Raw genomic sequence first — 22,752 nt, forward strand, 5'->3', positions numbered from 1 at the left:
ATGGCCGTGCCGCCACGCGCCAACCTGGGTGATTCGTATCCAGATACTCAGCTAGCCAGGCGCTTGAGTTTGCGTCGTTCGCGCTCGCTCAGGCCGCCCCAGATGCCGAAACGCTCGTCATTCTGCAACGCGTACTCAAGGCATTCCGCCCGCACATCGCAGGTGCCGCAGACGCGCTTGGCGTCGCGCGTTGAGCCGCCCTTTTCAGGAAAGAACGCCTCGGGGTCGGTTTGAGAGCACAGTGCGTCTGTCTGCCATGAGAGAGGATTGTCTTCTTCGACCTGAATCTGGCGGCGTACTCCAGGTACACCGAGTTGCACAGGATCGACGAACCAGTCGTCAGGAACACCTGAACGGTATTGCGATGCCGTCATTTCTCTTCTTCCCCCCGTGGGTCCCCCCGGTGCACGCTGTCCGCGGCTACCAGTAATTACACCCGTGTAGTTCGCGGAGGTCAAGTCGCGGATACTAAAGCCTCAAGCACCTCTTGAACGTTTGCGACGCGCCGACGGCGTGTCGCAAGGTGATAACAGCAGCCAGTTCAGCCGGGTACCCTGAATCCACGATGGCCGTCTACTCCAAGCACCCTGCGTCAGCGCCACCTGCCCCACCCATCCGCGAGAAGACGGGGCACGTGATGCTACGCGCGTGGTGCGTGTTCGTGCTGTTCAGCGCATTCGCCGGCACGGCATGGGTGAATGCCTTCGGCCTTCCGATCAGCGTCGTCATCACTGTCAGCGCGGGAATGCTCTCAGCGGTGCTTTGGGTGCTCGTGCGCCCGCCGTTGCAGTGGCGGCGGTTGCCGTGGGGAATACTCGCCTACGTCGCGTGGGCAACGATGTCAGTTGTGTGGTCTGCATGGCCGGCGGCGACATGGCTGACGTTGCTTTTGCTCTACATCACGACCCTTCAGGCGCTGTTCGTCGGCAGCGTGCTGTCGTGGCATGAACTCGTGCGCGCGATCGGATCGGGGCTCAAATGGGTCATCGGCCTCTCGCTGGCTTTCGAACTCTGGGTGTCTCTCTTTGTCGGAGTGCCGGTGCTGCCGGGCTTTGTTCCCCGAACCGAGTCCGTCGACCCGATCCTGTACTGGTCAAGGAACAACCTGTTCGACGGCGGTCGCATACAGGGCATCGTCGGAAATGCCAATCTGCTGGGCGCCATCGCTCTGGTCGCGATCATCGTCTTCGCAATCCTCATCGCGATGAGTCCACAGCGCCGTGGGTGGCCGATTGCGTGGCTGACACTCTCGGCCTACATGTTCGTTCGAGCCGGGTCTGCGACGGCTGTGGTGGGCGCCGCCGCTGTGCTTCTCGTGCTGGCCACAGTGCTGCTGATGCGCACCGCATCGAAGCCGGGTGAGCGAACCCGCTATTACGTCATCTATGCCGCACTCGCGGTCGGCGGCGCTGTCATACTCTGGCTTGTCCATGACGCGATCTTCACGGCGCTAGGCCGCACCGCCGACCTCACCGGGCGCGAGGCGATCTGGACTGCCGTACTGGATCGCACTGGCGAGCGCCCATGGATCGGCTGGGGTTTCTCTACGCCATGGGTGTCGAGCGAACCCGCCTTCGACGGGTGGATCATCGATCACGGCGAGAGCGTGATGCAGGCACACAACATGTGGGTCGACGTGTCGCTGCAGCTCGGCGTCATCGGCCTCATCTTGATGGCGGGCATCTATCTCACGTTTATCTGGCGCGCCTGGTTCTTTGCGGTCGACCGCCCGCGCTGGGACCTCGAATCAAACCGACCCTACTCGGCGATCACACTGCTGCCCACACTGCTCGCCACGGTGTTGCTCGTGCAGGGAGTCGCCGAATCGAACCCGCTCATGTTGTGGGGGTGGATGCTGGTCGTGATGCTCGCGGCAAAAGTAAAGCAGTCTCCGCTCGTGGGCGAAGGCCCCGCCGAGCGACGCGCCGCGATCGAACGCGGCGATGTGGTCGGCCTGCGGCAATGAGCGCAACACCCCGGGCTGTAGTTATCGGTGATTTTCTCACCTCACCCGGCTTCGCTCGCGCATACAGCCTGACCGTCCTGGGCTCGGTGTTCGCGTCTTATCTGATTGAGCACACGGCGGGAAGGGTCACGTACGTCACCATCATCGCCGGCCTCTGCGCAATTGGCATCGCCGTGATGGTGGCTCGCCGTAGCGAACTATCGATCCTACGCCTCATGCCGACCACGCTGTTGCTGTTTCTCGGCTGGGCGCTCGCCAGCACTTATTGGAGCACCGACAGCCAACAGACGCTCATAAACTGGGTGTCGTTGGCTGCGATCGCTCTACTCGCGGTGGTGATCGGGCACATTCGCGACACGCTTCAAACTGTGCGCGCGCTTGGCGATGTGCTGCGAGTCTTGCTCTCGCTGTCGCTCGCTACCGAAGTGCTCTCCGGAGTGTTGCTCGACACTCCGTTCGGCTTTATCGGTGTTCAAGGCAACCTCGCGCAGCTTGGCCCGATCCAGGGAATCTTTGGCACCCGAAACATGCTCGGCTTTGTCGCCGTTCTTGCGGTGATCACGTTCCTCATCGAATACCGCACCCAGTCGGTTCGGGTTGGCCTTTCGCTGTACTCGGTGATTTTGGCAGGCACCCTGGCGGCGTTCAGCGACTCCCCCACTGTCTTTGTGATCGCGATCGGAACCGGCGCCGCCGTGGGCGCGCTGGTGCTCGTGCGGCACACCCGGCCGCAACATCGAACCGCAGTGCAGCTGAGCCTCGGGGCGGCGGTGATCATCGCGCTCCTGATCGGATACTTCGCACGGCACCCAATCATCCGGCTTCTCGGCGGGGGTACTGATTTCTCATTGCGCGTTGATCTGTGGAATCTGATGGTGGATCTCGTTCGATTCCACCCGGTCGAGGGTTGGGGCTGGTTCGGTCCGTGGGCCACGAACCAGTTTCCATTCAACGCAATCAATGTTCAGCTTGATGAATCACACGCCACCGGTCTCAACGCCTACTTCGATGTGCTGCTTCAGTTGGGGTGGGTCGGCGTCATCCTGTTCGCCGCTTTCGCAGGAATCGCCCTCGTCAGGGCGTGGATGGTCGCGAGCGAGCGGCGCTCCGTCGTGTATGCGTGGACGCCACTCATCTTGGTGACGCTGCTCATCGATTCGATATTTGAGAGCTTCACTCTGACCGGCCTCGGCTGGCTCATGCTGGTGTTGTGCGCTGTGCGCGCTGGGCAATCCCGATCGTGGCGCGAGAAGCTCGAACCCGAGACGATCTCATTGCCTCCTGCGAGTCCTGAATTGCTCTGAGCGGCCACGTCAACGTTCACAGTGGCGCGCGGTAAGCTCTTGAAGCCATGCCCACTGCAGACAACCACCCCGCAATCGATTCGTCCGCTGACTTCGATCCCGCATCGTCGACGATTGCTGTTGTGACCTTCAACCGTTCTGCGCTGCTTACTCGGCTGCTTGAGAGCGTGGAAAAGATGGAGCCCAAGCCGGGGCATATCGTCATCATCGACAACGCGTCGAGCGACGACACCACCCAGGTCGTAGAGGGGTTCCGCGATCGGCTGGGCACCCAGCTGGTGTACCGAAGACTCGACACCAACACGGGCGGCTCCGGCGGCTTCAGCGAGGGCATGCGCGTCGCTTATGAGCTCGGTTCCGAGTGGATCTGGCTGATGGACGACGACGTCGAGGTCATTCCTGATGGCCTTTCGAAAATGGGCAAGTGGGCACCTCGCTTCAAGAGCATCCAGGGACGCCGGTACGACTACGACGGCAGTGAGTTCTACTGGCAGTATCGAATCGCCGAGCGTATGGGCATTCCTATTCCGTTCGCGCCAGCAGGCTTCGATGAGTCAGGCTTCAAGCCGATGAACTCAGGATGCTTCGAGGGCATGTTCATCAACCGCGAAGTCGTGCAGAAGATCGGTCTGCCCGACCCACGCTTCTTCATCTATTGGGATGACCAGACGTATGGCTGGCTCGCATCGCGTAAGACTCCCTCGGTGATCGTGGACGAGTTCGTGCTGCGCCGCACACGCGAGATCAAGCAGTGGGACATGGGCATTCGCCACATGAACGCGTCGAGCAACGCGTACCGGTACTACATCATGCGCAACCGTGGCCACATCAAGCAGTACTACCGATCACTCGGCGTGTATAACCCCGTGTTGTTTGCACTGGGTACCGCACTGACATTCGCCAAGGAACTCATCCGACTGGTGTTCGTTGAGCGCACCTTCCGCGGCACGAGCAATCTTTTCCGCGGACTCAAAGACGGGCGCAAGATCGCCAAAGACACCTCGTGGCGGCCCATGCCGCCGCTCGACTCCGTGCCTTCTGCCGGCTGACCAGGCCTGACTACTAGAGGGCAAGGCCTAGCTGGAGCTCTGGTCTGAGTTGTAGCGGTCCAACACATCGGCGATCGGCCCGTCCATCACCAGCTGCCCTTTGTCAAGGTAGAGCCCCCGCGTGCAGAAGCGCCTGAGATCTCGTTCGCTGTGACTCACGAAGAAGAGCGTGCGTCCTTCTGCGAGCAGTTCGTCGATGCGACGGTAGCACTTCTCACGAAAAGCTTTGTCGCCGACTGCCAGCACCTCGTCGACGAGCATGATCGGCTCATCGAGTTGCGAGACCACTGCGAAAGCAAGACGCACCTTCATGCCGCTTGAGAGGTGCTTGTAGGGCGTGTCAAGAAAGTCGCCCAGCCCTGCGAATTCGATCATGCTGTCGAAACGACGGGCCACCTCAGCGCGAGGCATGCCGTGCAGACCCGATGTCAGGCGCACGTTCTCGCGGACGGTGAGGTCTCCGACGAAGCCACCGGTGATCTCAATGAGCGGGGCGACTCCCCCGTTCACCATCATGTTTCCTTGGTCGGGAATCAGCACGCCGGCCACGAGCTTGAGGAGCGTGCTCTTGCCCTGGCCGTTGCGACCGACGACGCCGATCGACTCTCCGGGGGCAACCGAGAAGCTGACATCGCGCAGCGCCCAGAATTCGTCTGGCCGAGAGCGACGTGACGAACCGGAGAAGAGATCTTTCAGATTTCGGCGACCGCGGCGATTTCGGCGAAACCGCACGCCCAGATTGCGTGCTTCCATTGCGAGCTCAGACGCATCCATCACAGTTCCTTCAACACCGGGCGCTCAAGACTACGGAACACGAGCATCCCCAGCCCCAGAAACGCCACACTCATCATGGCCCCGACTACGACCGTGAGTGTGTCCCACTGGTCGGGGAAAAATCCGACGCGGAACAGGGTGAAGATTCCGGACAGCGGATTGAACGCAGCGAGCTCGCTGAATACCCCTGGTAGATCGGCGACGCCGTAGATGATTGGAGATGCGTAGAACAATGCTCGAAGAATGAGCTTCGTCGTGCGCTCAAGGTCGCCCCAAAGCACACAGAGGGGCGCCACCAATAGCCCCAGCCCGACGAGCAGAGACGTCATGAGCAAAACACCGACCGGAAACCACAGCAGGTTCCATGTCACGGGTGCACCTGTCACCAGGACGAACAGGATGAGCACCGGCAGCGACAGTATGAACTCGATGCCTTTACTCAGCACGATCCGAGTCACCCAGATAGAGCGAGGAATCGATGTTGAGCGCACAAGCCGGGCATCTTTGTTGAAGGCACGTGTGAAGTCGGTGACCGCGGAGTTGAACCACACCCACGGCAACAATGCTGTGATGAGAAACACCATGTAGGGCTCTTCACCGACCGACCGTTGAAACACCTGCGTGAACACGAACCAGTAGATGCCGCTCATCACGAGCGGATCAAGAACCGACCAGAGGTATCCCAGCGCGCTGGTCGCGTAGCGTACGCGCAGATCGCGTGCCGAGAGCAACCACAGCGAGTGAAGGTAGCGCCGGCTCGACCCTGAGGCGCCGACGGCAGTGGTGGTCACGATACTGAGTCTATGTGGACGTTCACGCAATCTCGTTGTGCCACATCGAAAGCGCCGCGCCGATTGCCATGTGCATGTCCAGATACTGGTACGTGCCCAGCCTGCCGCCAAAATGCACGTCGCGCTCACCCTTGGCATGTTCGCGATACGCAAGCAGCATGGCACGATCGTCAGCCGTATTCACGGGGTAGTACGGTTCATCCTGCCGCGACGCGAACCGTGAATACTCACGCATGATCACGGTCTTGTCAGTCGGATATCGGTCTGCGCGCTCGGGATGAAAGTGCTTGAACTCGTGGATGCGGGTGTAGGGAATGTCAGCATCGGCGTAGTTCATGACCGGCGTGCCTTGAAAGTCGGCGAGCTGCAGAACCTCCGTCTCGAAGTCAAGAGTGCGCCAGCTCAGCTCACCCTCGGCGAAGTCGAAGTAGCGATCAACTGGTCCGGTGTAGACGATCGGCACTTGACCGACAGTCGCGCCTTTGTTCAGCGCCTGCGCGGAATCAAAGAAGTCGACGCCGAGTTTCACGTCGATGTTGGGATGATCAGCCATCCGTTCGATCCACGCGGTATAGCCGTCGCGGGGCAGTCCTTCCCACGTGTCGTTGAAGTACCGGTTGTCGTAGTTGTACCGCACTGGTAGCCGGCTGATGACTGAGGCAGGGAGGTTCTTCGGATCGGTCTGCCATTGCTTCGCCGTATAGTCCCGAATGAACGCCTCGTAGAGCGGCCGGCCGATCAGCGCGATCGCTTTCTCTTCGAGATTCGCCGCTTCTTTCACATCGAATTCGCCCGCGAGTTCGCGGATGAGCGCTCGCGCCTCGGCAGGCGAATGACTTGCGCGGAAGAACTGGTTGATCGTGCCGAGGTTGATCGGCATGGAATACACGACGCCCGCGTGGTTGGTATACACACGGTGCTGGTAATCGGTGAAGTCCGTGAAGCGGTTGACGTACTCCCACACGGTGGGGTTGGAGGTGTGAAACAGGTGGGCACCGTAGCGGTGCACTTCGATCCCCGTTTCAGGATCATTCTCGCTATAGGCGTTGCCACCGATGTGCTCGCGGCGATCGATGACGGTGACTCGTCGACCTGCCTCGGCAGCACGTTCAGCGACGGTCAGGCCAAAAAAACCCGACCCAACGACCAGCAGATCCATGTTTCCCCGACTTTCAGTTAACTCTGCCTGCGGCAGCCACGATGAGCATATCTGACGTGCACGACCGAACACCTAAGAATCCCATCACGGGGTGCGCACGCGTCCAGCCTCCATCGATGGTCGTTGCACCGCTTGAAACAACAGGGCCGCCAAACCGAGTGTCGCTAGTATCGCGAAGACGCCGGTTAGCGCATACACCCAGCCTGAGACGCCCATGAAATCCGCTACGGTCACTCCATACTCGTCAACCAATGGCGCCCACGTAGGCGGGAGAATCCATAGCATCGCCGCGGCGGAAGAGACCAATGGCAAGAACGCGAGAGCCGCAACCGCTCCCCGTGGCAACATTTTCCCTTTGTTCGCGACGAGGTTCGCGAATGTCGCGAACACCGCAGCGAAAACTGCAGCACCGCTGAAGAGGTAGCGCGCTTGCACCCCTCTGCTCGGCAAGCCCAGATCCCAATAGATGCCATGAGCGTTGACCAGCAGAGTCGTCCCGATGATCGCGGGATACGACATCAGCACCGTCAACAACCACCGGCGTTGCCCACCCACAAGAGCTGCCGCGATGATCACTATCAGTACCGCGGCTAAACCGAGCAGTACCCAGAACGGGAACGCAGTCTCAGCGTTGGTACCACGCCCCCAGAATGTCGAATTCAAGCGTTCGAAGAAGCTCGTGACGAAGAACGCCAGGTCATACCCTTCCGATGCCAGATCCGAGCCCTCTCGAGACCCATATTGGCTGGGCTGGAGAAGACCAAGGATGATCAGGTTGCGGATCCACCACCAGCCGCCGATCGTGGTCGCAATCAGCAGCGGGACGACGAGTTGGGTGGCGACGGATCTTGGAGAGTATCCCCGGCGGTGCAATGCAACCAACGCGAGAATGAGAACCGCGGGTGCAAGCATCATCGCAAGGCCCTTGCTGAACAGCGCAACGCCGTAGGCAAGTCCTGCAAGCGGCAAAAGCCACTCGCTTGGGTGTTCCTGTGAGCACGCTCGCACCAAAAGATAGATCGTTGCAGAGCAGGCCAGTATCAACAACACATCGTTGGACGCATAGCCTCCGCCGATCAAGAATGACGGAATAGCGAGGACTCCGATCGCGCCGATCACTCCCGCGATGCGCGCCCGAGTAGCCCAACGCGCTGTACCCGCTATGAACGGCACCGCTGCCGCGAGAACCAGAGCTGATCCAACGCGCATGATCATGAGTGCTTGATCCCATCTCAGCTCGCCCCCGCCCAGCGCTGAGACGACCAAAGCGGCAGCGAGATAGTAGCCCGGTGGATGCTGCACCATCGCATCTCGCCCACTGGCGAGGTGTGCGGAGTCACCCAGGAAGTGGCTGCGGTCGCTCGCCAGTGGCAGAACCGCCGGCGAGTCCGTCGCCACGCCAGCCTCGCTCAGCGCTTGCCTAGTCACACCAAGCACGACAGCGTCATACGGTCTGGGCCATCCGCCCCCATCTACGACACGAGCGATGGAATTGTAGTGACGTGACTCGTCTGGACCGTCGAAATACGGCAGAGTCATCGCCCACGCAATCCCGATCAGGCTTGCCAGCAGGGTGAGCAGCGCGACCGCGGCGCGATAACGTCTCTCCGGCGCGTCCGTGGCCCGCCGGATCATGACCCGTCGCGTACGATTTCCGCTATCAGGTCGGCCTGCGAAAGCGAACGAGCCTTCACCGCTGGCAGGTGCGTGTCGAGCTTCGCTTGCACTTCGATACGCGACGCATCCAGTTGCGCGAATCGTTCCGCAAGATAGTCGGGGTTCAGCTGATCATGGCCGAATGCCCACTCCTCGAGGTCGAACATCTCGAGAACCTCTTTGTACTTATGGCTCCAGCCGATCACGAGCGTCGGCACGGCCATCGCGAGAGACGAAACCATCGCATGGAAGCGACTCGCCACGAAAAGGTCGCACTCTCCGATCAGGTAGCGCAGTTGCTGAGAAGTGAGCTCCCGATCGACGAACAGCACGTTGTTGCTTTGGGAAAGACGGGCATGAATATCGCGGCAGAGCGGAAGATCGTTGTTGTGGGTCTTGTCTGTGCCAGTGCGAACGCTGTGTGGCAGGAGCAGAACTCGTTTTCCCTCAGCTTGAAGATGCTCGATGAACTGCACCATTTGCGCGGAGTAGTCGCCGCCGCGAGCATCGACCTTCTTCTGCAGCACCACGCTGGGGCAGACTCCGACGACATCACCAGCATCGAAGAATGACATGTCGAAGTGGCGCGCGATTTCGTCGCGCTCTGTGCCAGACATCTCGAGCGAGAATGCGTAGTCGGCGCCCGCATAGAGATTGCTCAACCCGAGCCCTTCAGCGAACTCATGCGTGATGCGGCCCCGTGTGACGATCGTTCGCATTTTGGGGAGGAACAGTCGTGAAGCCGCTCGATTGATCGGGTTGTTGAAGGGGCCAACTGCCTGCGCGCACTTGAAGACTGGCGTGCCGACATTCAGGGCAGGAAGTATCGACGCGACATTGTAGAGCAGGAACTTCTCGCGACCGTCGGTGAAGGTGATACCACCCTGGTCGAGCAGAACAGCAGACTCCACGAGAGCCGACACGGCTGCCGAGCGCCGACGGATAAGCCCCCGCATGAAGGGCAGAACGCGATAAGCCAGCGCAAGTGTGTTGATGGTGACGCCGAGCTGGCGCGGACTCGCAGCGACCACGTCAACGTTGTCGTAGGGGTTCTGTGCACGATCTTCTTCGGGGTACATGCTGAGCAAGGTGAACTGCACTTCGCCGAGCCGTTCCCCAAGAGTCTGTACAGCGCTTTCAAGCATCGCGGCCGCGCCCTTGTTGCCAGATAGCGCTGAGCCAATGATGGTGATGCGAGGAACAGAAGAGGTCATGGACGGTACTCCTTGGGAATAGTGCGACGAACGACGACGTAGATCAGGGCGACAAGCCCATCACCCACCGTACTGATCACTCGAGCAAGCAGGCTGATGATGATCGCCTCAGGTGCGGGCATGTATTGGCTGAGCACCAAAACGATCACTGCTTCACGCACACCTAGCCCGCTAGGCACGAAGAAGGCGAGAATTCCGATCGCGCCCGCGAGAACGTACGCTGCCGCGAACGGGAGCCACTCCCCCGGGGAAACCTCTGTGATCGTCGCGCAGATCAGCACAAAACCGATGCCGTTGATCGCGCGAGGCCCGATGAACTCAGTGGTGAAGAGCACCGCTCGCCAAGACCCCAGGAAGAAGTCAGCCGGAATGTCTTGCTTCAGCGCGCGACGCGCAGGCACGCTGACGATCTTGTGAAAGAACGGCTTGTACATGACGACGCCGAACGGCACCAGAACAAGCAGCGGCAGCAGCAGCAGCGAGGCGTTGTCTCCGAAGATCTCAGCGCCCAGGCTGAGCATCAAAATGATCATGCTCGGCACGATGGACGCGAGCTGGAGGAAGACATTCTCGTAGACGAAGCTGATCACAACCAGCGTTCGACTGATGCCTTTGCGTCCCGCCCAGATGACCTTGTTGGCGACCGAACCAACTTGGCCCGGGATGTATTTGAGCAACCACGATGCTGACTGAACCGCGACCGCTTCAGCTACGGTGACGTGAGCAACAGGGGAAAGCGCGCGCACCACCCTCGCCCAGAGAAGCCCGGTGAGCGGAACTGCAATCGCGAAGATGATCGCAGCTACGACCCAAAGCCAATCGAACGTGAGGTGTTCTGCCTGGATCTGGGCCCAATTGTCGATGAGCGCGCGCGCGAAGAAGAATCCCACAACGCCAACCACCAGTACGGTGATTCCCCAGCGCAGGGCACGCTTACGCCAACGTGGGGCAGACGCCGCCGCCACGTCAGTTATAGCGGCGGAACGTGTCAAGTTCCTTCTTCTGAGAGAACGGGACCAAACCTTCAGGGTGGGAGTAGCCGAACGCAATGAGCATGACCACACGATCCGTCATACCCAGACCGAGCTTCTTCTGCATCTTGCGCTCCAAGGGTTCGAAGTCAGGCCAGTTGATCACGCTCGAGCTGAGCCCGAGGGTTTCCAAACCGAGCATGAACTGCATCGCCGCCAAGGAGCTGTCAACGTAGATCGCATGCCGATCGCGCGGGCTGAAGTACGCTTCTAGCTTCCCGACAACCACCGCGATGGCAGGGATGTTGTGTCCGTACCCAGCGGTCCCGAACGGTATGGACGATACCGCTCGCACCGCTTCTGGCTCATCGTAGATCCGGAACTCGTAGGGGAGCCGGTTGCATGCCGTCGGCGCTTGGCGTCCGAGAAGGAGCGCTTTGTCAATGAGTTCGCGAGGTACCTCGCGGGAGTCGAACCAGCGCACGCTGCGTCGTTGCATCACCAAGCTTTCAAGCTCCTCGTAGGTGATCTCTGAGAGTTGCTTCTTCAGATAGGGAACTTTGCCAGTGAACTCGCCATCATGAGCGGTTCCTTCAAAACGGGCGCGCGCTGCTTCGACGGTCGAATCGTCACCCGAGCTGACGCGGAAGTACTCGGTCAGCACATCGTGCGCCCACTCCATTTCGCTTTGCTCCATCGAATCCGACGCCACCCGACACTGCGCGACTGCTTCTTCGTAGAACTCGATGGTCTCGGTGATGTAGTCACGCGCAAACACATCACGTCGCGGCCGCATAATCAGGCCCTTCTCAAGGCGATGAATGTTGCGGCGCAGTTCAACGTGTGTGAGCCGGTTGCGTTTCTTGTTTCGGTAGTAATTCCGACGTCCCCGCAACACGGCAGTCTGTTCACGGTTGAAGGTGATGAAACTGACGAAGTAGAAGAAATGCGTCAAGATTCGGCTTGAACCGAAGACCTCCAAAAACACACGATTCACAGCCTCGTAAACGCGACGGATCCAGGTGATCGCCAGGAGGTCCTTGGCGATTCGTTTAAGAGTATTGAGCACGGCAAATTCTCCCGAGGGCTGGGCGCGAAGACGGATGGAAGAGCTGAGTCAACGCGCGAGTGTGCGCGGCGCGTCGGCGACGGTTTCGGGATGCGAAACCCTGATCGCCGCGGCGCTGACGGGAAGTGACGGATGCTGCGCCGCATCCTCATCGCTGACCTGGTTGGGGTTGACTGCGCGATCAGGCGCATATTGGATCTGCTTGATGCGCTCTAGCGCGTCTTCCGTAAGCGTGCGATTCGTACTCAACATGTCGGAGATGACAAGAAGAGCAAAGCTGAGCAGGGCACCGACCAGCATCGCGCTTCCAAAGATGAGCGATTGGATGTGATCGCCGGCGACCCCCATCCACGAAAGCACAAGGAAGCGGATGAACGGGATAAGTGCGCTGATGATGAAAATCGTCGCCAGGGTAAGAAACACGACGTGGGGCTTGAACATGATGTAGCTGCGCATGATCGCCTGGCCAGAGCGCCCCATATGCTGAAAAATGTTCTTGAAGAGCCGTGACTCTCGAGTCTTCGCATTCGTAGTGATCGGGACGCTGGAAATGCGCAACCGTTTGTTCCCGGCCTGGATGATCGTCTCCATGCAGTAGCTGAACTGCGTGACGACGTTGAGGCGGATAAGCGATTCGCGAGAGTAGGCGCGGAATCCACTTGCCGCATCGGGCAGGTCAGTTTCTGCCGCGAAGTTGACCACGGTGCTTCCGAAGCCCTGCATCACCTTCTTGAAGCCAGAGAAGTGCGCGATCGTCTTCGTCTGCCGATCGCCAATCACGATGTCCGCTGCGCCCGCAATGATCGGCTGCACGAGGTCGGCAATCCGCGCTTGCGGATACTGATTGTCGCCGTCAGTATTCACCACGATGTCCGCGCCATGCTGGAGGGCGTAGTCCACGCCGTCACGGAATGATCTGGCGAGTCCCATATTGCGAGTGTGGAACACGAAATGTTCGACGCCGAGTTCACGCGCAACTTCTACCGTGCGATCAGTAGATCCATCGTCCACCACGAGGATATGGATCTCATCGATCCCTGGAATCTCTTTGGGGATGCTCTCAAGGACGAGGGGAAGCGTTGCTTCCTCGTTCAAACAGGGAACCTGTACGAACAGGCGCATGCAAATCCTCCGAAGTACGCGGCGCTCACTTCAAGGCGAGCGCGATCGTCGGGCGCGACGATCGGACGAGTCTACCCCAGCGCATCCTCGGAACTCGATGAATGCGTCGCATCGAAGGTCTGTGTCCATGCGTTCAGCGACGACAAGTCGGCGGCCCGATACTCCTCCGAAAGAGCTCGCCACCTCCGACGAAGCTCTCGGTGCAGGCGCAGGCTCTCAAGCATGAGCATGCGAAAGCGTTTCCGATCGCGCACGAACAAGCGAGTCTCTCCGGTGGCCGCCATCGTCACGAGCGCGCTGTCATATTGGGCTAGACGCCACCAGCGAGACGATTTGGCTGCCACAACCACATCAGCGGTTAAAGCAGACGCCGGTCGCGGACGATGAAGCCATTGAGAAGCAAGCGACCGAACGAGAAAGATCGGCAAGCGCCAGCCGCGCGGCGCGTCTCGGTCATCATCGCTCCAGCTCACGGTCGAGCGCCGAGCACCGGCATCCACCGCCCTGGTTTCGGGGAATTTCAATTCCAGCGCTCGCGCAGAAGCAAGTGCTGTGCGCAGCCCGGCATGCATGTGTGCTGGGCCCGAAAGCACATCTCGGAGCGCGTGATGCCGCAGCGCCACGGGGTAGTACTGCATCGACATGAAGTGCTTGAGATCTACCCGCCTGCTGTGTCGCAGCAACGAGCCACCGCGCGGAGCCTCGGAGTGGAGCAGCGCGGCGACAATACGATTTCGAGCATGAAAATAGGCCTGCCAGTCGATCAGGTCGTCCTTGCCTACCCACGACACATGCCACAAAGCGACACCCGGGAGCGTCACAGTCGGAATCGATTGCTGTGCTGCACGCAAGCTGTATTCTGCGTCATCCCATTTGATGAACGCAGGCATCGGCAAACCGACGCTTTCAAGCGCTTCGCGAGGGATCAACGACATCCACCAGCCGTTGTAGTCCACATCCATTCGCTGGTGAAGGAGTGCGACGTCTCGTAAGTCTGACTCAGCGAAATCAATCGGCATCTGCTCGGCATGGAGCGTGCGCCACATGAACGGCTCCTCGTCGACCACCTCGGCCCATGCATACAGCTTCAGCGGGTCAAGGAGATCAAACATGTGCCCGCCGACGATCGTAGGCACGCGACAGTGAGCCGAGAACATGATCGCCCGCCTTATGGCCTCCGGTTCAATCTTCACGTCGTCGTCCAACAACAACACGCACGTGCTGCGGTCCTGAAGCGACTCAGCCATCACCCGCGCGTAGCCCCCTGAGCCGCCAAGGTTGTCTTGCGGCAACACCGCTATCAGTTCGTCCAGTCCTTCGACAGCGCGAACGTAGTTGGGGTGCTCAACGACGCGTCGTTCACCTTGATCGACAATGCGCACGCGTGCAAGGTAGCGATGCAGTTCTGGCGCGCATCGCAACGCATCAAGGATCTCAACGCAATAGTCGGGCTTGTTGAAGGTCGTGATGCCAATGCTCGCCATGGGCGCCCGCACAGGTTCTCTCACGGTCCGCCAAGACGCCCCCATCACAACGAAGGGAACGTCGCCGGTAGCGATATCGAACCATAGCCAGCTGCCCTGATCGTCGTCGTCGCGCAACGAGATCGGCACATCGCTCAGACCAGTCGTCAGCACCTCGGTGGCAACGAGCGAGGCGTGACCGTCAGAGTCAGAGCGGTGCACGCGAACCGTCGCTTTCCCCTCGAATTCGATGCGCAGAATCAACTCGCGAACGCCGGTGGAGTGCACCCAGTATGCGGCAGGGAACGCATTGAAGTAGGTGCCAAACGACACCCGCGAATGGGCTTCGACAGTAAAGCTGCGCGCGGAGAGCCGATTCACTGCGCCGGTCTCGGCACGTAGATACAACGGCAGACGCTCGTCGTCGAGATTCCCCGGCAACACAATTTGGTGCAGATTTCCCGTCAAGAGGTAACCGCCACGGGCGCCGAAACCGGCTCAGCGGTGCGCCGAGCGCGCCGCCAACTCAGCAGCAGCACAGCGACGACGACAAGCAACCCCACCCCGGTCAACGTTGCCCCTGGGACGACACCCTGTCCGGTGTACTCGAATGTGATCTCGTGGGTGCCTTCTGGCACGAGCACCGCGCTGAATGCGTGGTCGGCGTCAACGAGGTCGGCGGGCTCCCCGTCGATTTGAACCTTCCAACCGTCCTGCATGCCGTCAGCGACCACGAGATATCCATCGGTTTCCGCGACTACAGATACCTGAATCAGATCACCGCCGTCTTCGAGGACAACCAACTCAGCGCCGCCCCCACCGGCGTTCGGACCTGGTTCGCTGAGAATGACCACATCATCTGCGAGCATCGGATCGGCCAGGCGCGCAAGTCGCTGGTCAGAATCCGTCACCACTTCACTGCCGCTTGCCCACCGAATTCGCGGGAGCGCGCTTTCTCGAAGCCAGATGTTCCCGTGAGCATCCGCGTAGTCAAGCACTAGGCCATCGTCGATTGCGCCGACGAGTGCGATAAGAGGAACCCCTGCGCTATCGGCTTGCAACACAAGATCTGTGTTCGACGTGACCCGCAAGGACAAGCCGCTAGCGCCAGCGAGATCCTCGCCCGCGATAGCGATCGTGAGGGGCTCCGCCGGCAGTGTCGCACGCACGATCTGGCCCGAGGCAACCACGCTGCCTGTCTCGTCAAGTATCTCCGCAGTAACGGTGGGATCTTCAGCCTGCTTGCCGACCCCCTCTGAGAGGCCAAGCACAACCCCTCGCAACGCCGCACTCGCAATGGGGACGGTGAGCGGCTGCTCCGGTGTCACCATGACCGACGCTGTTGCATCGGGTAGCTCCGTGATAGGTGTGCCTTGAGTCGTAAGCAATTCTCCTGGAACCTCGGCGCCTGATTCCGTCACCCAAGCGGCCGTGGATAACCGGTCCAACAAGGCGCGCTGCGCCTCCGTTTCGGTGCCTGTAAAGAGAACGCGCGGGTTTGTGGGCGTCTGTCCGGCTGAGAATGCTCCGATGTCGACAGCGACCAGATACTCGCGCCATGAATCAGGTTGGAACGCGTGTCCCGTGGCTGAGCGAATGCCGTACACCGACGCAGCGGACCCCATGAAAGTGCGCGATGTGAGCACGCGCTCAGAACCAGACGCGGCTTGCAACTCAGTAATCAACGACGTCTGCGGGTAGAAGTCCTCCGCGTCTGACAGGGGCCAGAAATTCGACACGGAGCTTCCCATCTGCAACGCGGCGAGCAGCGCTATCCCGACGAACGCCGTGGTCTTGACCGCTGCTCTGCGCGCGAAGATCACTGCGACGACCGCGAGCGCAATTATGACGAGTCCCGGTGCGGTGTCGAGCACGAGTGTGCGCGTGGGAAGGGTCGGAAAGCGCCGGAAAACGGCGACGGCCAGCGCCGAGAATCCCACCAAGGAGATGCCTGCAAGAACAAGAATGCGCCGACGCTGCAGCACCTGCATGCGGCCGAAGATTCGATCCACCCCGATGCCGGCCAACGCTGCCATCGAGAGACCGAATATGTCACGCAGACGACCCGACTTGTTGCCCGAGAAGATGGGGAGCTCTGACATCCAATCTGTCCACCAGCCCTGCTGCCAGACGAGCGCTGCGGCGAGGAGCGCGGCGACTGCGAGGAACGGAACGACTCCGCGAGCCTGCTCACGTGGTCGACTGGTGATCACTGCAACCGCCGCAAAAAACACAGCGCCCATGCCGACGAAGGCGTATGCCTCGATCGGGTTGGTTCCCGGTCCGAAGTTCAGGTCGGAGAAGGTTTCGGGCAGGAACACTGACAGAAACGAACGAAACGGCTCCTCTGAGAAGAATTGGCTAGCTCGCGCCGACAGATCAGTCCCGCTCAGGCTCAAAGCGAACGGCAAGAACTGCACGGCGGATAAAACTATGCCCAGCATGACGGCGGCGACGCCGCCCGCGAACAGCTTCCATGAAGCAGCCGCGTTGCGCGCACCACGATCCGCGAGCAAACGAACGATGAAATAGATCGCCCCGGCATATAGCGCGTGCCCGGCAACCGCAGGAAAGCCCCCCAGCAAAAGAAACGCCACGACCAGAGCGATCGGCAGGGCAGCACGTGCTGTTCGCTTGGCTAAGTAATACTCGACCGCCCAGAACAGCGCGGGGATCATCACCGCGACCGAAGACTGTCCTGCCCACGTCGCCCAAGCAACCACGAATCCCGAGCCAGCGTAGAAAATGCCTGAGATCGCGCTGGCCGGCCTGCTCAGCCCTACCCGACGCATCCACAGATACATTCCGGCAACGGCGATGGCGACCTCGACGAGCTTGACGAAACCCGGCGCGTACACAGCCGGAAGAATCAGAAACCAAATGCCCGAAAGAGTCAAGGTCGGGTGCGTGGTCGTCGCCAGCAACTCCGAGCCCCCTCCGGCGAGCGGTGACCACAGCGGCCAGTCGCCTGAAAGGAGTCGCTCCCGGCTCTGGATGTAGCTCGGCAGGAGTGCATCAATGCTGTCACCGAGGAATGGGTTCAGCACGGGTGCGGCTGTCCCTCCGTTCCACCAGGGAGAGACCGCCATCAGGCGATCCATGGCGCTGAAGGTCTGCACACCGATCAGTGCTGGGCCGAGTTGGATTGCGATGACCCCGACGAGCCCAAGCAACACAGCGATGAGACCGATTCGGCCTAGCCACGGCGAGCGCGATACGACGTCAGGCGACTCACTGCGCTCGATGCTAGGCGGCTTCCCTCCGGCATCGACGCCATCATTGGCGCTCGCATCCGTGGGTGCGGTAGGGGTGGCGCCACCCGTCGGCTCCGGCACGTGTTTCCTCCGTATCGGTCAGGGCGACTGCTACCCAGACTCGTCGCGCAATACTACCTGGCGGCGTTCGATAGCATTGGTCGCCCAGCCGGTCGATGCCCGCCACGGCTTAGACCGCCGCTCGTCGCTCACAGAAATCACAGAGCTGAAAACTATGACTTCTCCCGCTCTCCCCCGTTCCACACGAGTTCTCCTTATTACCGGCGACATCATCGGTCCACGTATGGCAGGTCCCGCCATCAGGGTGTGGAACATGGCAGTCCAATTGGCGACCACTTGCGACGTGAGGGTGACCTCGTGGGCGAAGATCGACCGCGACTCCGATGATTTCGCACTTTTCTACGTGGCTGACAGCGACGATCAGTCGATGCGCGAGCATGAGCGTTGGGCCGACGTCATCATTGTGCAGGGCATCTCGATGCGTATGTTCCCCAGCATTGCTCGCTCCGACAAGATCCTCGTCGCTGACTTGTATGACCCGTTCCACCTTGAGCAGCTCGAACAGAACAAGCACCGCGATACCGCCACCTGGAACGAAGAAGTCCTCAAAGCGGTCTCACTCCTCAACGAACAGCTTGCCCGCGCTGATGCGTTCATCTGCGCGTCCGAGCGGCAGCAAACCCTCTGGCTCGGCGCGCTCTCCGTCGCGGGGCGGATCAACCCGGCGACTTACTCTGCGGATGCCTCCTTTGATTCCTTCGTGCGAATCGTTCCGTTCGGTCTTCCGTCGGATATCCCCGTGCAGTCGCGCCACGCCCTCAAAGGCGAAAGAGCGGGCATCGCTGCTGACGACAAAGTGCTCATCTGGGGTGGGGGCATCTACGACTGGTTCGATCCCGTGACCTTGGTGCGGGCTGTCGGTCTCGTTTCGGCCGAGCATCCCGAGGTCAAGCTCTTCTTCATGAGTGCCCGGCACTTCAACCCAGACGTTCCTGAGATGCAGGTGCTCCAGCAGACTGTTGAGGTCTCCGACGAGCTAGGTCTCACCGATCGATCGGTGTTCTTCAACGACACCTGGGTCGACTATGAAGACCGCATCAATTTCTTGATGGATGCCGATGTCGGTGTGAGTACCCACCCCGTGCATCTCGAAACCCGATTCTCATTTCGAACACGAATTCTCGACTATCTCTGGGCAGGGCTGCCCATCATCACCACTGACGGAGACAGCTTCGCCGACCTCGTTCGTGATCGGGACCTCGGTGCAGTGGTCCCCCCGCAAGACCCTGAGGCCCTCGCGCGGGCTATTGTTGAGGTGCTCTTCGACGACGCTCGACGCGAGAGCATCTTGAGCAACGTTCAGGAGGTGCGTGAGGACTTCACATGGGAACGCGCCGTCGCACCGTTGCGCGAATTCTGCGAGAACCCGACTCAAGCGCCCGACCGAGGGACGGCGAAGAACCCACGCAGCGCAGGGGGCATGGATCAATTCAGCAAGATTCTGGCAATGCCCAAGGGGCCTCGGCGTGACATCGTTCTTCTCACCTACTACCTACGCACCGGAGGCATCAGCAAGGCTCTCGGCAAGGCACAGGAGCGTTGGGGTCGCGCGCGCCGTCGCTGAGCAGAATAGGCGCCACTCGGGCTCTCGGCTAGGACGCAGACGAGCAACTGTATAGTGTGACGCTGTTGGTACCACCTGCAAGAAACAGAGGAACTGCGTGAGCGAACGCCCGAGCGAGCGATACGCGCGCCTCGCATCCGAACCGCTGATTCCGGTCACCGCGGCGAAGACCGGGCTCCCCGGTGTCGGCCGCTCGATCCGTGAGATCTACGCGCACCGTCATCTGCTCGGCCTCTTGGTGAGACGCGATGTGAAGTCGCGATACAAAGACAGTGCGCTGGGCCTGCTGTGGACGCTCATCAACCCGATCGTTCAGCTGATCGTCTACTACACCGTGATGGGCCAGTTTCTTGGTGCTGCTCGCGGGATCGATGACTTCGCGCTGTACATATTCTCGGGGTTGACTATCTTCGTTCTCTTCTCCGAGATCGTCTCTGGCGGCACCGGGTCGATTGTGAACAACGCGGGCCTGGTTAAGAAGGTCTACGTGCCGCGCGAGATCTTTCCGCTCGCCTCGGTCGGGTCGGGATCATTCACGTTCGCCATGCAGGTCGTGGTACTTACCCTGGCGTGCGTAGTTCTTGGCGCACCGCCGTTCACCGTCGATCTGTTCTATTTCCTGCCATCGGTGCTTCTCGTCCTTGTCTACGGCACCGCCCTGGCCTTGTTGCTGTCGGCCATGAACGTGTACCTGCGTGACATGCAGTACCTCACCCAGATCCTGCTGATGCTGTCGATGTGGTCATCTCCGATCGTCTACGGCTGGACGATGGTTCGCGACAGCTTCGCGCTCTTCGGCTTCCCGTCCTGGGCGATTGAGGTCTACTCGACCGGCCCACTCACGCTAGCGGTGTTGGGTTTCCACAAGGCCTTCTGGGTCGCCGGCGAACCGACCGACTATCCCTCACACCTCTTGCTGCGCATGGTGATTGTCGGAGCCATCGGCATTGTGCTGCTTTGGCTCAGCCAAAGAGCCTTCACACGCATGCAGGGCAATTTCGCACAGGAGCTGTGACATGAGCATCCAAGACACCGGAGCCTCACAAGAAGAGCAGCCGCCTGAGGTTGTCACCATCCAAGGCGTCTCCAAGCGCTTCATCATCCGTAAAGACAATTCGCTCAAAGAGCGTGTTGTCACCTTCGGTCGCCGTGGGCGCACGCACCGAGAGGTGTTTGACTCGCTGCACGATGTGACCTTCAGCATCCGGGCGGGCACCACTGTGGGGCTGATGGGACCAAACGGCTCCGGCAAAAGCACCCTGCTGAAACTGATCGGCGGCATCATCGAACCGAGCTCCGGCCAGATCGCTCGACGCGGCCGCCTCGCGGCGCTCCTCGAGTTGGGAGCTGGGTTCCACCCCGATCTGTCCGGGCGCGACAACGTCTATCTGAATGCTTCAATCCTCGGCCTCTCACGCGAAGAGACCGACGCCCGGTTCGATGACATCGTCGCGTTCTCCGAAATCGCTGACTTCATCGACACACAGGTGAAGTTCTACTCGTCGGGCATGTACGTTCGCCTCGCATTTGCCGTCGCGATTCATACCGATCCCGACATCCTGCTCGTCGACGAAGTGCTTGCTGTTGGAGACGAAGCGTTCCAACGCAAGTGTCTCGACAAAATTCGCGAGTTTCAGCGTGAGGGGCGCACCATCATCTTGGTCTCGCACTCGGCAAGTCAGGTGATGGAAGTATGCGACGAAGGCGTCGTGCTCTCCGCGGGCGAAGTCGTGTTCATCGGTCCGGTTGACGAAGCAGCGAAGGTTCACCGAGAGGTGCTCGAGGGCAAACGGCGCGACGCGATCTCGGAAGAAGTCGTCGAGCTCGAAGACATGAAGCCTGAGATCACAGCGATTTCACTGCGCACTGCGAACGGTGACTCGACCGTCACCCCAGGTGACACCCTCACCATCGACATCCACGTGACGCACAAACATCGCACCGAGGGCTGGAACACCGGGCTCAGCATCGATACTCCACACGGTCAACAAGTATTCGGAACGGGCTCTCGACGCCTGAGCAACCCGCACGATCCTGTCGATGCAGGGGCTGCTACCGTCACGTACGTTCTGCCCGCGCTCGCGCTGGCGGGCGGCCAGTACTTTGTCAACGCTGAAGTCGCTGACGAGAACGGCACCCAGCAACACGTGCTTTGGCAGGGAGCCACTTTCGCAGTGCCGTTCGACCCACGCCAGACCGGAACCGTATCCGCGCACGCGGAGGTGTCACTCTCCTAGGCCAGCGCTTCCAACCCGGTAAGGTGAAGTCGGCTACCCGAACGCACCCGATCACCATGGAAGGCGACCGAGTGAAGACTTGCGTCTACACCTACCTCATTGGCAGCTACGACGGACTCCTTGCGCAACCTGTCGCTGCCGCCAGTACAGCGGACTTTCTCTGCTTTACGGACGATCCCTCATTGCGCAGCGATGATTGGGAGGTCGTTCTTATCGAACCGCGCTTTCCGACCGATACCGTCCGTAGCGCTCGAGCCCTCAAGATCCTCGGGCACGAGCGCCTGCGCGACTACGACGCGACTCTGTGCATCGATGCCTCGGTTCGCCTGAAGCAGCCTCCGGAGAGCATCATCGCCGATTGGCTAGGCGATGACGAGGTCTTTGCCCTCGCGGAGCATAGCTATCGCGAACAGTTGCTCGACGAGTTCGACGAGGTTGTGCGACTCAACTACGACAACGGCGAACGAGTCCATGAACAGCTGCTCGCGTACTCGATCGCGAACCCTGATTGCCTGACGGCAAAGCCTCTCTGGACGGGAATGATGGCACGCCGGCGAGACGAGAACGTCGATCGTGCCATGCAGCTGTGGTACGACCACGTGCTGCGCTTCTCCCGACGTGACCAGCTGTCGATTCTGGTTGCTCTCGCGCAGAGCGCGCTACCGTACCGAAAGCTCACGATCGACAATTTCGGGTCGGATTACCACGAGTGGCCCGTGATCAATTCGCGCAAAGTGGCGCAGGGTAAAGCAAGCCCGTACTTCTCAGGTCCACTGCTCGCCGAGGTTCGGCGGGCGAAAAACGAAATTGATCGACTGTCGGCGCGTCTTGAAGCGCTCGGCGAGAGGACTGTTGAGAAACTCAGCGCCGAGCTTGCCGAGGTTCACGCAAGATTGCACGCCAGCGAAACGGAGCGCGAGAGGCTAGAGGCTGCGCTCCGCAAGACGCTGGTCGATGTCGGCACTTGGCACGAGCGGTGGTCAGGCACCCAAGGTGTTTCAGGAGGTGCGGCGAACTTCGCGCGGAGCCTCAGCGCTGCAGTGAGACGTCCGTTCAACCGACAGCGTCACAACTGAGA

The 22,752-nt window shown here is 60.4% G+C and carries 18 protein-coding genes; 7 read left to right on the forward strand and 11 right to left on the reverse strand.

Annotated features, from left to right (window positions below; all coding sequences use genetic code 11):
* Nucleotides 1–47: 47 nt before the first annotated feature.
* Nucleotides 48–374, reverse strand: coding sequence for a WhiB family transcriptional regulator (locus AB0O81_RS03595; RefSeq protein WP_363581320.1), 327 nt, complete (start codon nucleotides 372–374; stop codon nucleotides 48–50).
* Between the two features lie 191 nt (nucleotides 375–565).
* On the opposite strand from AB0O81_RS03595, the gene AB0O81_RS03600 reads away from it, so the two are divergent.
* From AB0O81_RS03600 to AB0O81_RS03610, 3 genes are read left to right on the forward strand one after another with little or no spacing between them, the layout of a single operon-like run.
* Nucleotides 566–1,966, forward strand: coding sequence for an O-antigen ligase family protein (locus AB0O81_RS03600; protein WP_363581322.1), 1,401 nt, complete (start codon nucleotides 566–568; stop codon nucleotides 1,964–1,966).
* A complete protein-coding gene (locus AB0O81_RS03605) occupies nucleotides 1,963–3,270 on the forward strand; it encodes an O-antigen ligase family protein (RefSeq protein ID WP_363581324.1) in 1,308 nt (435 codons plus the stop codon). Before AB0O81_RS03600 ends, AB0O81_RS03605 begins: the two co-directional genes overlap by 4 nt.
* A gap of 47 nt (nucleotides 3,271–3,317) precedes the next feature.
* Entirely contained in the window at nucleotides 3,318–4,319 is a 1,002-nt protein-coding gene (locus AB0O81_RS03610; RefSeq protein ID WP_363581326.1) for a glycosyltransferase family 2 protein, read from the forward strand.
* A 27-nt stretch (nucleotides 4,320–4,346) separates the two neighbouring features.
* Here AB0O81_RS03610 and AB0O81_RS03615 read toward each other — a convergent pair whose 3' ends face one another.
* The 10 genes from AB0O81_RS03615 to AB0O81_RS03660 form a co-directional block, all read right to left on the reverse strand.
* Nucleotides 4,347–5,093, reverse strand: coding sequence for an ABC transporter ATP-binding protein (locus AB0O81_RS03615; protein WP_363581328.1), 747 nt, complete (start codon nucleotides 5,091–5,093; stop codon nucleotides 4,347–4,349).
* A complete protein-coding gene (locus AB0O81_RS03620) occupies nucleotides 5,093–5,884 on the reverse strand; it encodes an ABC transporter permease (RefSeq protein ID WP_363581330.1) in 792 nt (263 codons plus the stop codon). The genes AB0O81_RS03615 and AB0O81_RS03620 overlap by 1 nt, the downstream gene beginning before the upstream one ends.
* A gap of 22 nt (nucleotides 5,885–5,906) precedes the next feature.
* The gene (gene glf, locus AB0O81_RS03625) at nucleotides 5,907–7,043 is read right to left on the reverse strand and encodes a UDP-galactopyranose mutase (RefSeq protein ID WP_363581332.1); all 1,137 of its coding nucleotides are present in this window, start codon (nucleotides 7,041–7,043) and stop codon (nucleotides 5,907–5,909) included.
* A gap of 84 nt (nucleotides 7,044–7,127) precedes the next feature.
* Complete coding sequence (locus AB0O81_RS03630) at nucleotides 7,128–8,678, reverse strand: DUF2142 domain-containing protein (protein ID WP_363581334.1); 1,551 nt, start codon at nucleotides 8,676–8,678, stop codon at nucleotides 7,128–7,130.
* The gene (locus AB0O81_RS03635) at nucleotides 8,675–9,913 is read right to left on the reverse strand and encodes a polysaccharide pyruvyl transferase family protein (protein WP_363581336.1); all 1,239 of its coding nucleotides are present in this window, start codon (nucleotides 9,911–9,913) and stop codon (nucleotides 8,675–8,677) included. Before AB0O81_RS03635 ends, AB0O81_RS03630 begins: the two co-directional genes overlap by 4 nt.
* Nucleotides 9,910–10,905 (reverse strand): lysylphosphatidylglycerol synthase domain-containing protein, encoded by a 996-nt coding sequence (locus AB0O81_RS03640; RefSeq protein ID WP_363581338.1) that lies wholly within the window; start codon nucleotides 10,903–10,905, stop codon nucleotides 9,910–9,912. The genes AB0O81_RS03635 and AB0O81_RS03640 overlap by 4 nt, the downstream gene beginning before the upstream one ends.
* Nucleotides 10,880–11,953: a nitroreductase family protein gene (locus AB0O81_RS03645; protein ID WP_363581340.1), complete on the reverse strand. Its 1,074-nt coding sequence runs from the start codon at nucleotides 11,951–11,953 to the stop codon at nucleotides 10,880–10,882. The genes AB0O81_RS03640 and AB0O81_RS03645 overlap by 26 nt, the downstream gene beginning before the upstream one ends.
* Before the next feature lie 48 nt (nucleotides 11,954–12,001).
* Nucleotides 12,002–13,075 carry a glycosyltransferase family 2 protein gene (locus tag AB0O81_RS03650; RefSeq protein WP_363581342.1) on the reverse strand — a complete coding sequence of 358 codons (1,074 nt, stop codon included), beginning with the start codon at nucleotides 13,073–13,075 and terminating at the stop codon, nucleotides 12,002–12,004.
* A 71-nt stretch (nucleotides 13,076–13,146) separates the two neighbouring features.
* A complete protein-coding gene (locus AB0O81_RS03655) occupies nucleotides 13,147–14,982 on the reverse strand; it encodes a glycosyltransferase (protein WP_363581769.1) in 1,836 nt (611 codons plus the stop codon).
* Nucleotides 14,983–15,002: 20 nt separating this feature from the next.
* A complete protein-coding gene (locus AB0O81_RS03660) occupies nucleotides 15,003–17,873 on the reverse strand; it encodes a hypothetical protein (RefSeq protein WP_363581344.1) in 2,871 nt (956 codons plus the stop codon).
* A gap of 154 nt (nucleotides 17,874–18,027) precedes the next feature.
* On the opposite strand from AB0O81_RS03660, the gene AB0O81_RS03665 reads away from it, so the two are divergent.
* The 4 genes from AB0O81_RS03665 (at nucleotide 18,028) to AB0O81_RS03680 (ending at nucleotide 22,750) form a co-directional block, all read left to right on the forward strand.
* On the forward strand, nucleotides 18,028–19,437 hold the full coding sequence (locus tag AB0O81_RS03665) for a glycosyltransferase family 4 protein (RefSeq protein WP_363581346.1): 1,410 nt from the start codon (nucleotides 18,028–18,030) through the stop codon (nucleotides 19,435–19,437).
* Between the two features lie 97 nt (nucleotides 19,438–19,534).
* A complete protein-coding gene (locus AB0O81_RS03670) occupies nucleotides 19,535–20,452 on the forward strand; it encodes an ABC transporter permease (RefSeq protein ID WP_363581348.1) in 918 nt (305 codons plus the stop codon).
* Between the two features lies 1 nt (nucleotide 20,453).
* Entirely contained in the window at nucleotides 20,454–21,674 is a 1,221-nt protein-coding gene (locus AB0O81_RS03675) for an ABC transporter ATP-binding protein (RefSeq protein ID WP_363581350.1), read from the forward strand.
* A 71-nt stretch (nucleotides 21,675–21,745) separates the two neighbouring features.
* A complete protein-coding gene (locus tag AB0O81_RS03680; RefSeq protein ID WP_363581352.1) occupies nucleotides 21,746–22,750 on the forward strand; it encodes a glycosyltransferase domain-containing protein in 1,005 nt (334 codons plus the stop codon).
* Nucleotides 22,751–22,752: the final 2 nt, after the last annotated feature.

Source organism: Microbacterium sp. NPDC076911, assembly GCF_040687125.1.
GTDB lineage: Bacteria > Actinomycetota > Actinomycetes > Actinomycetales > Microbacteriaceae > Microbacterium.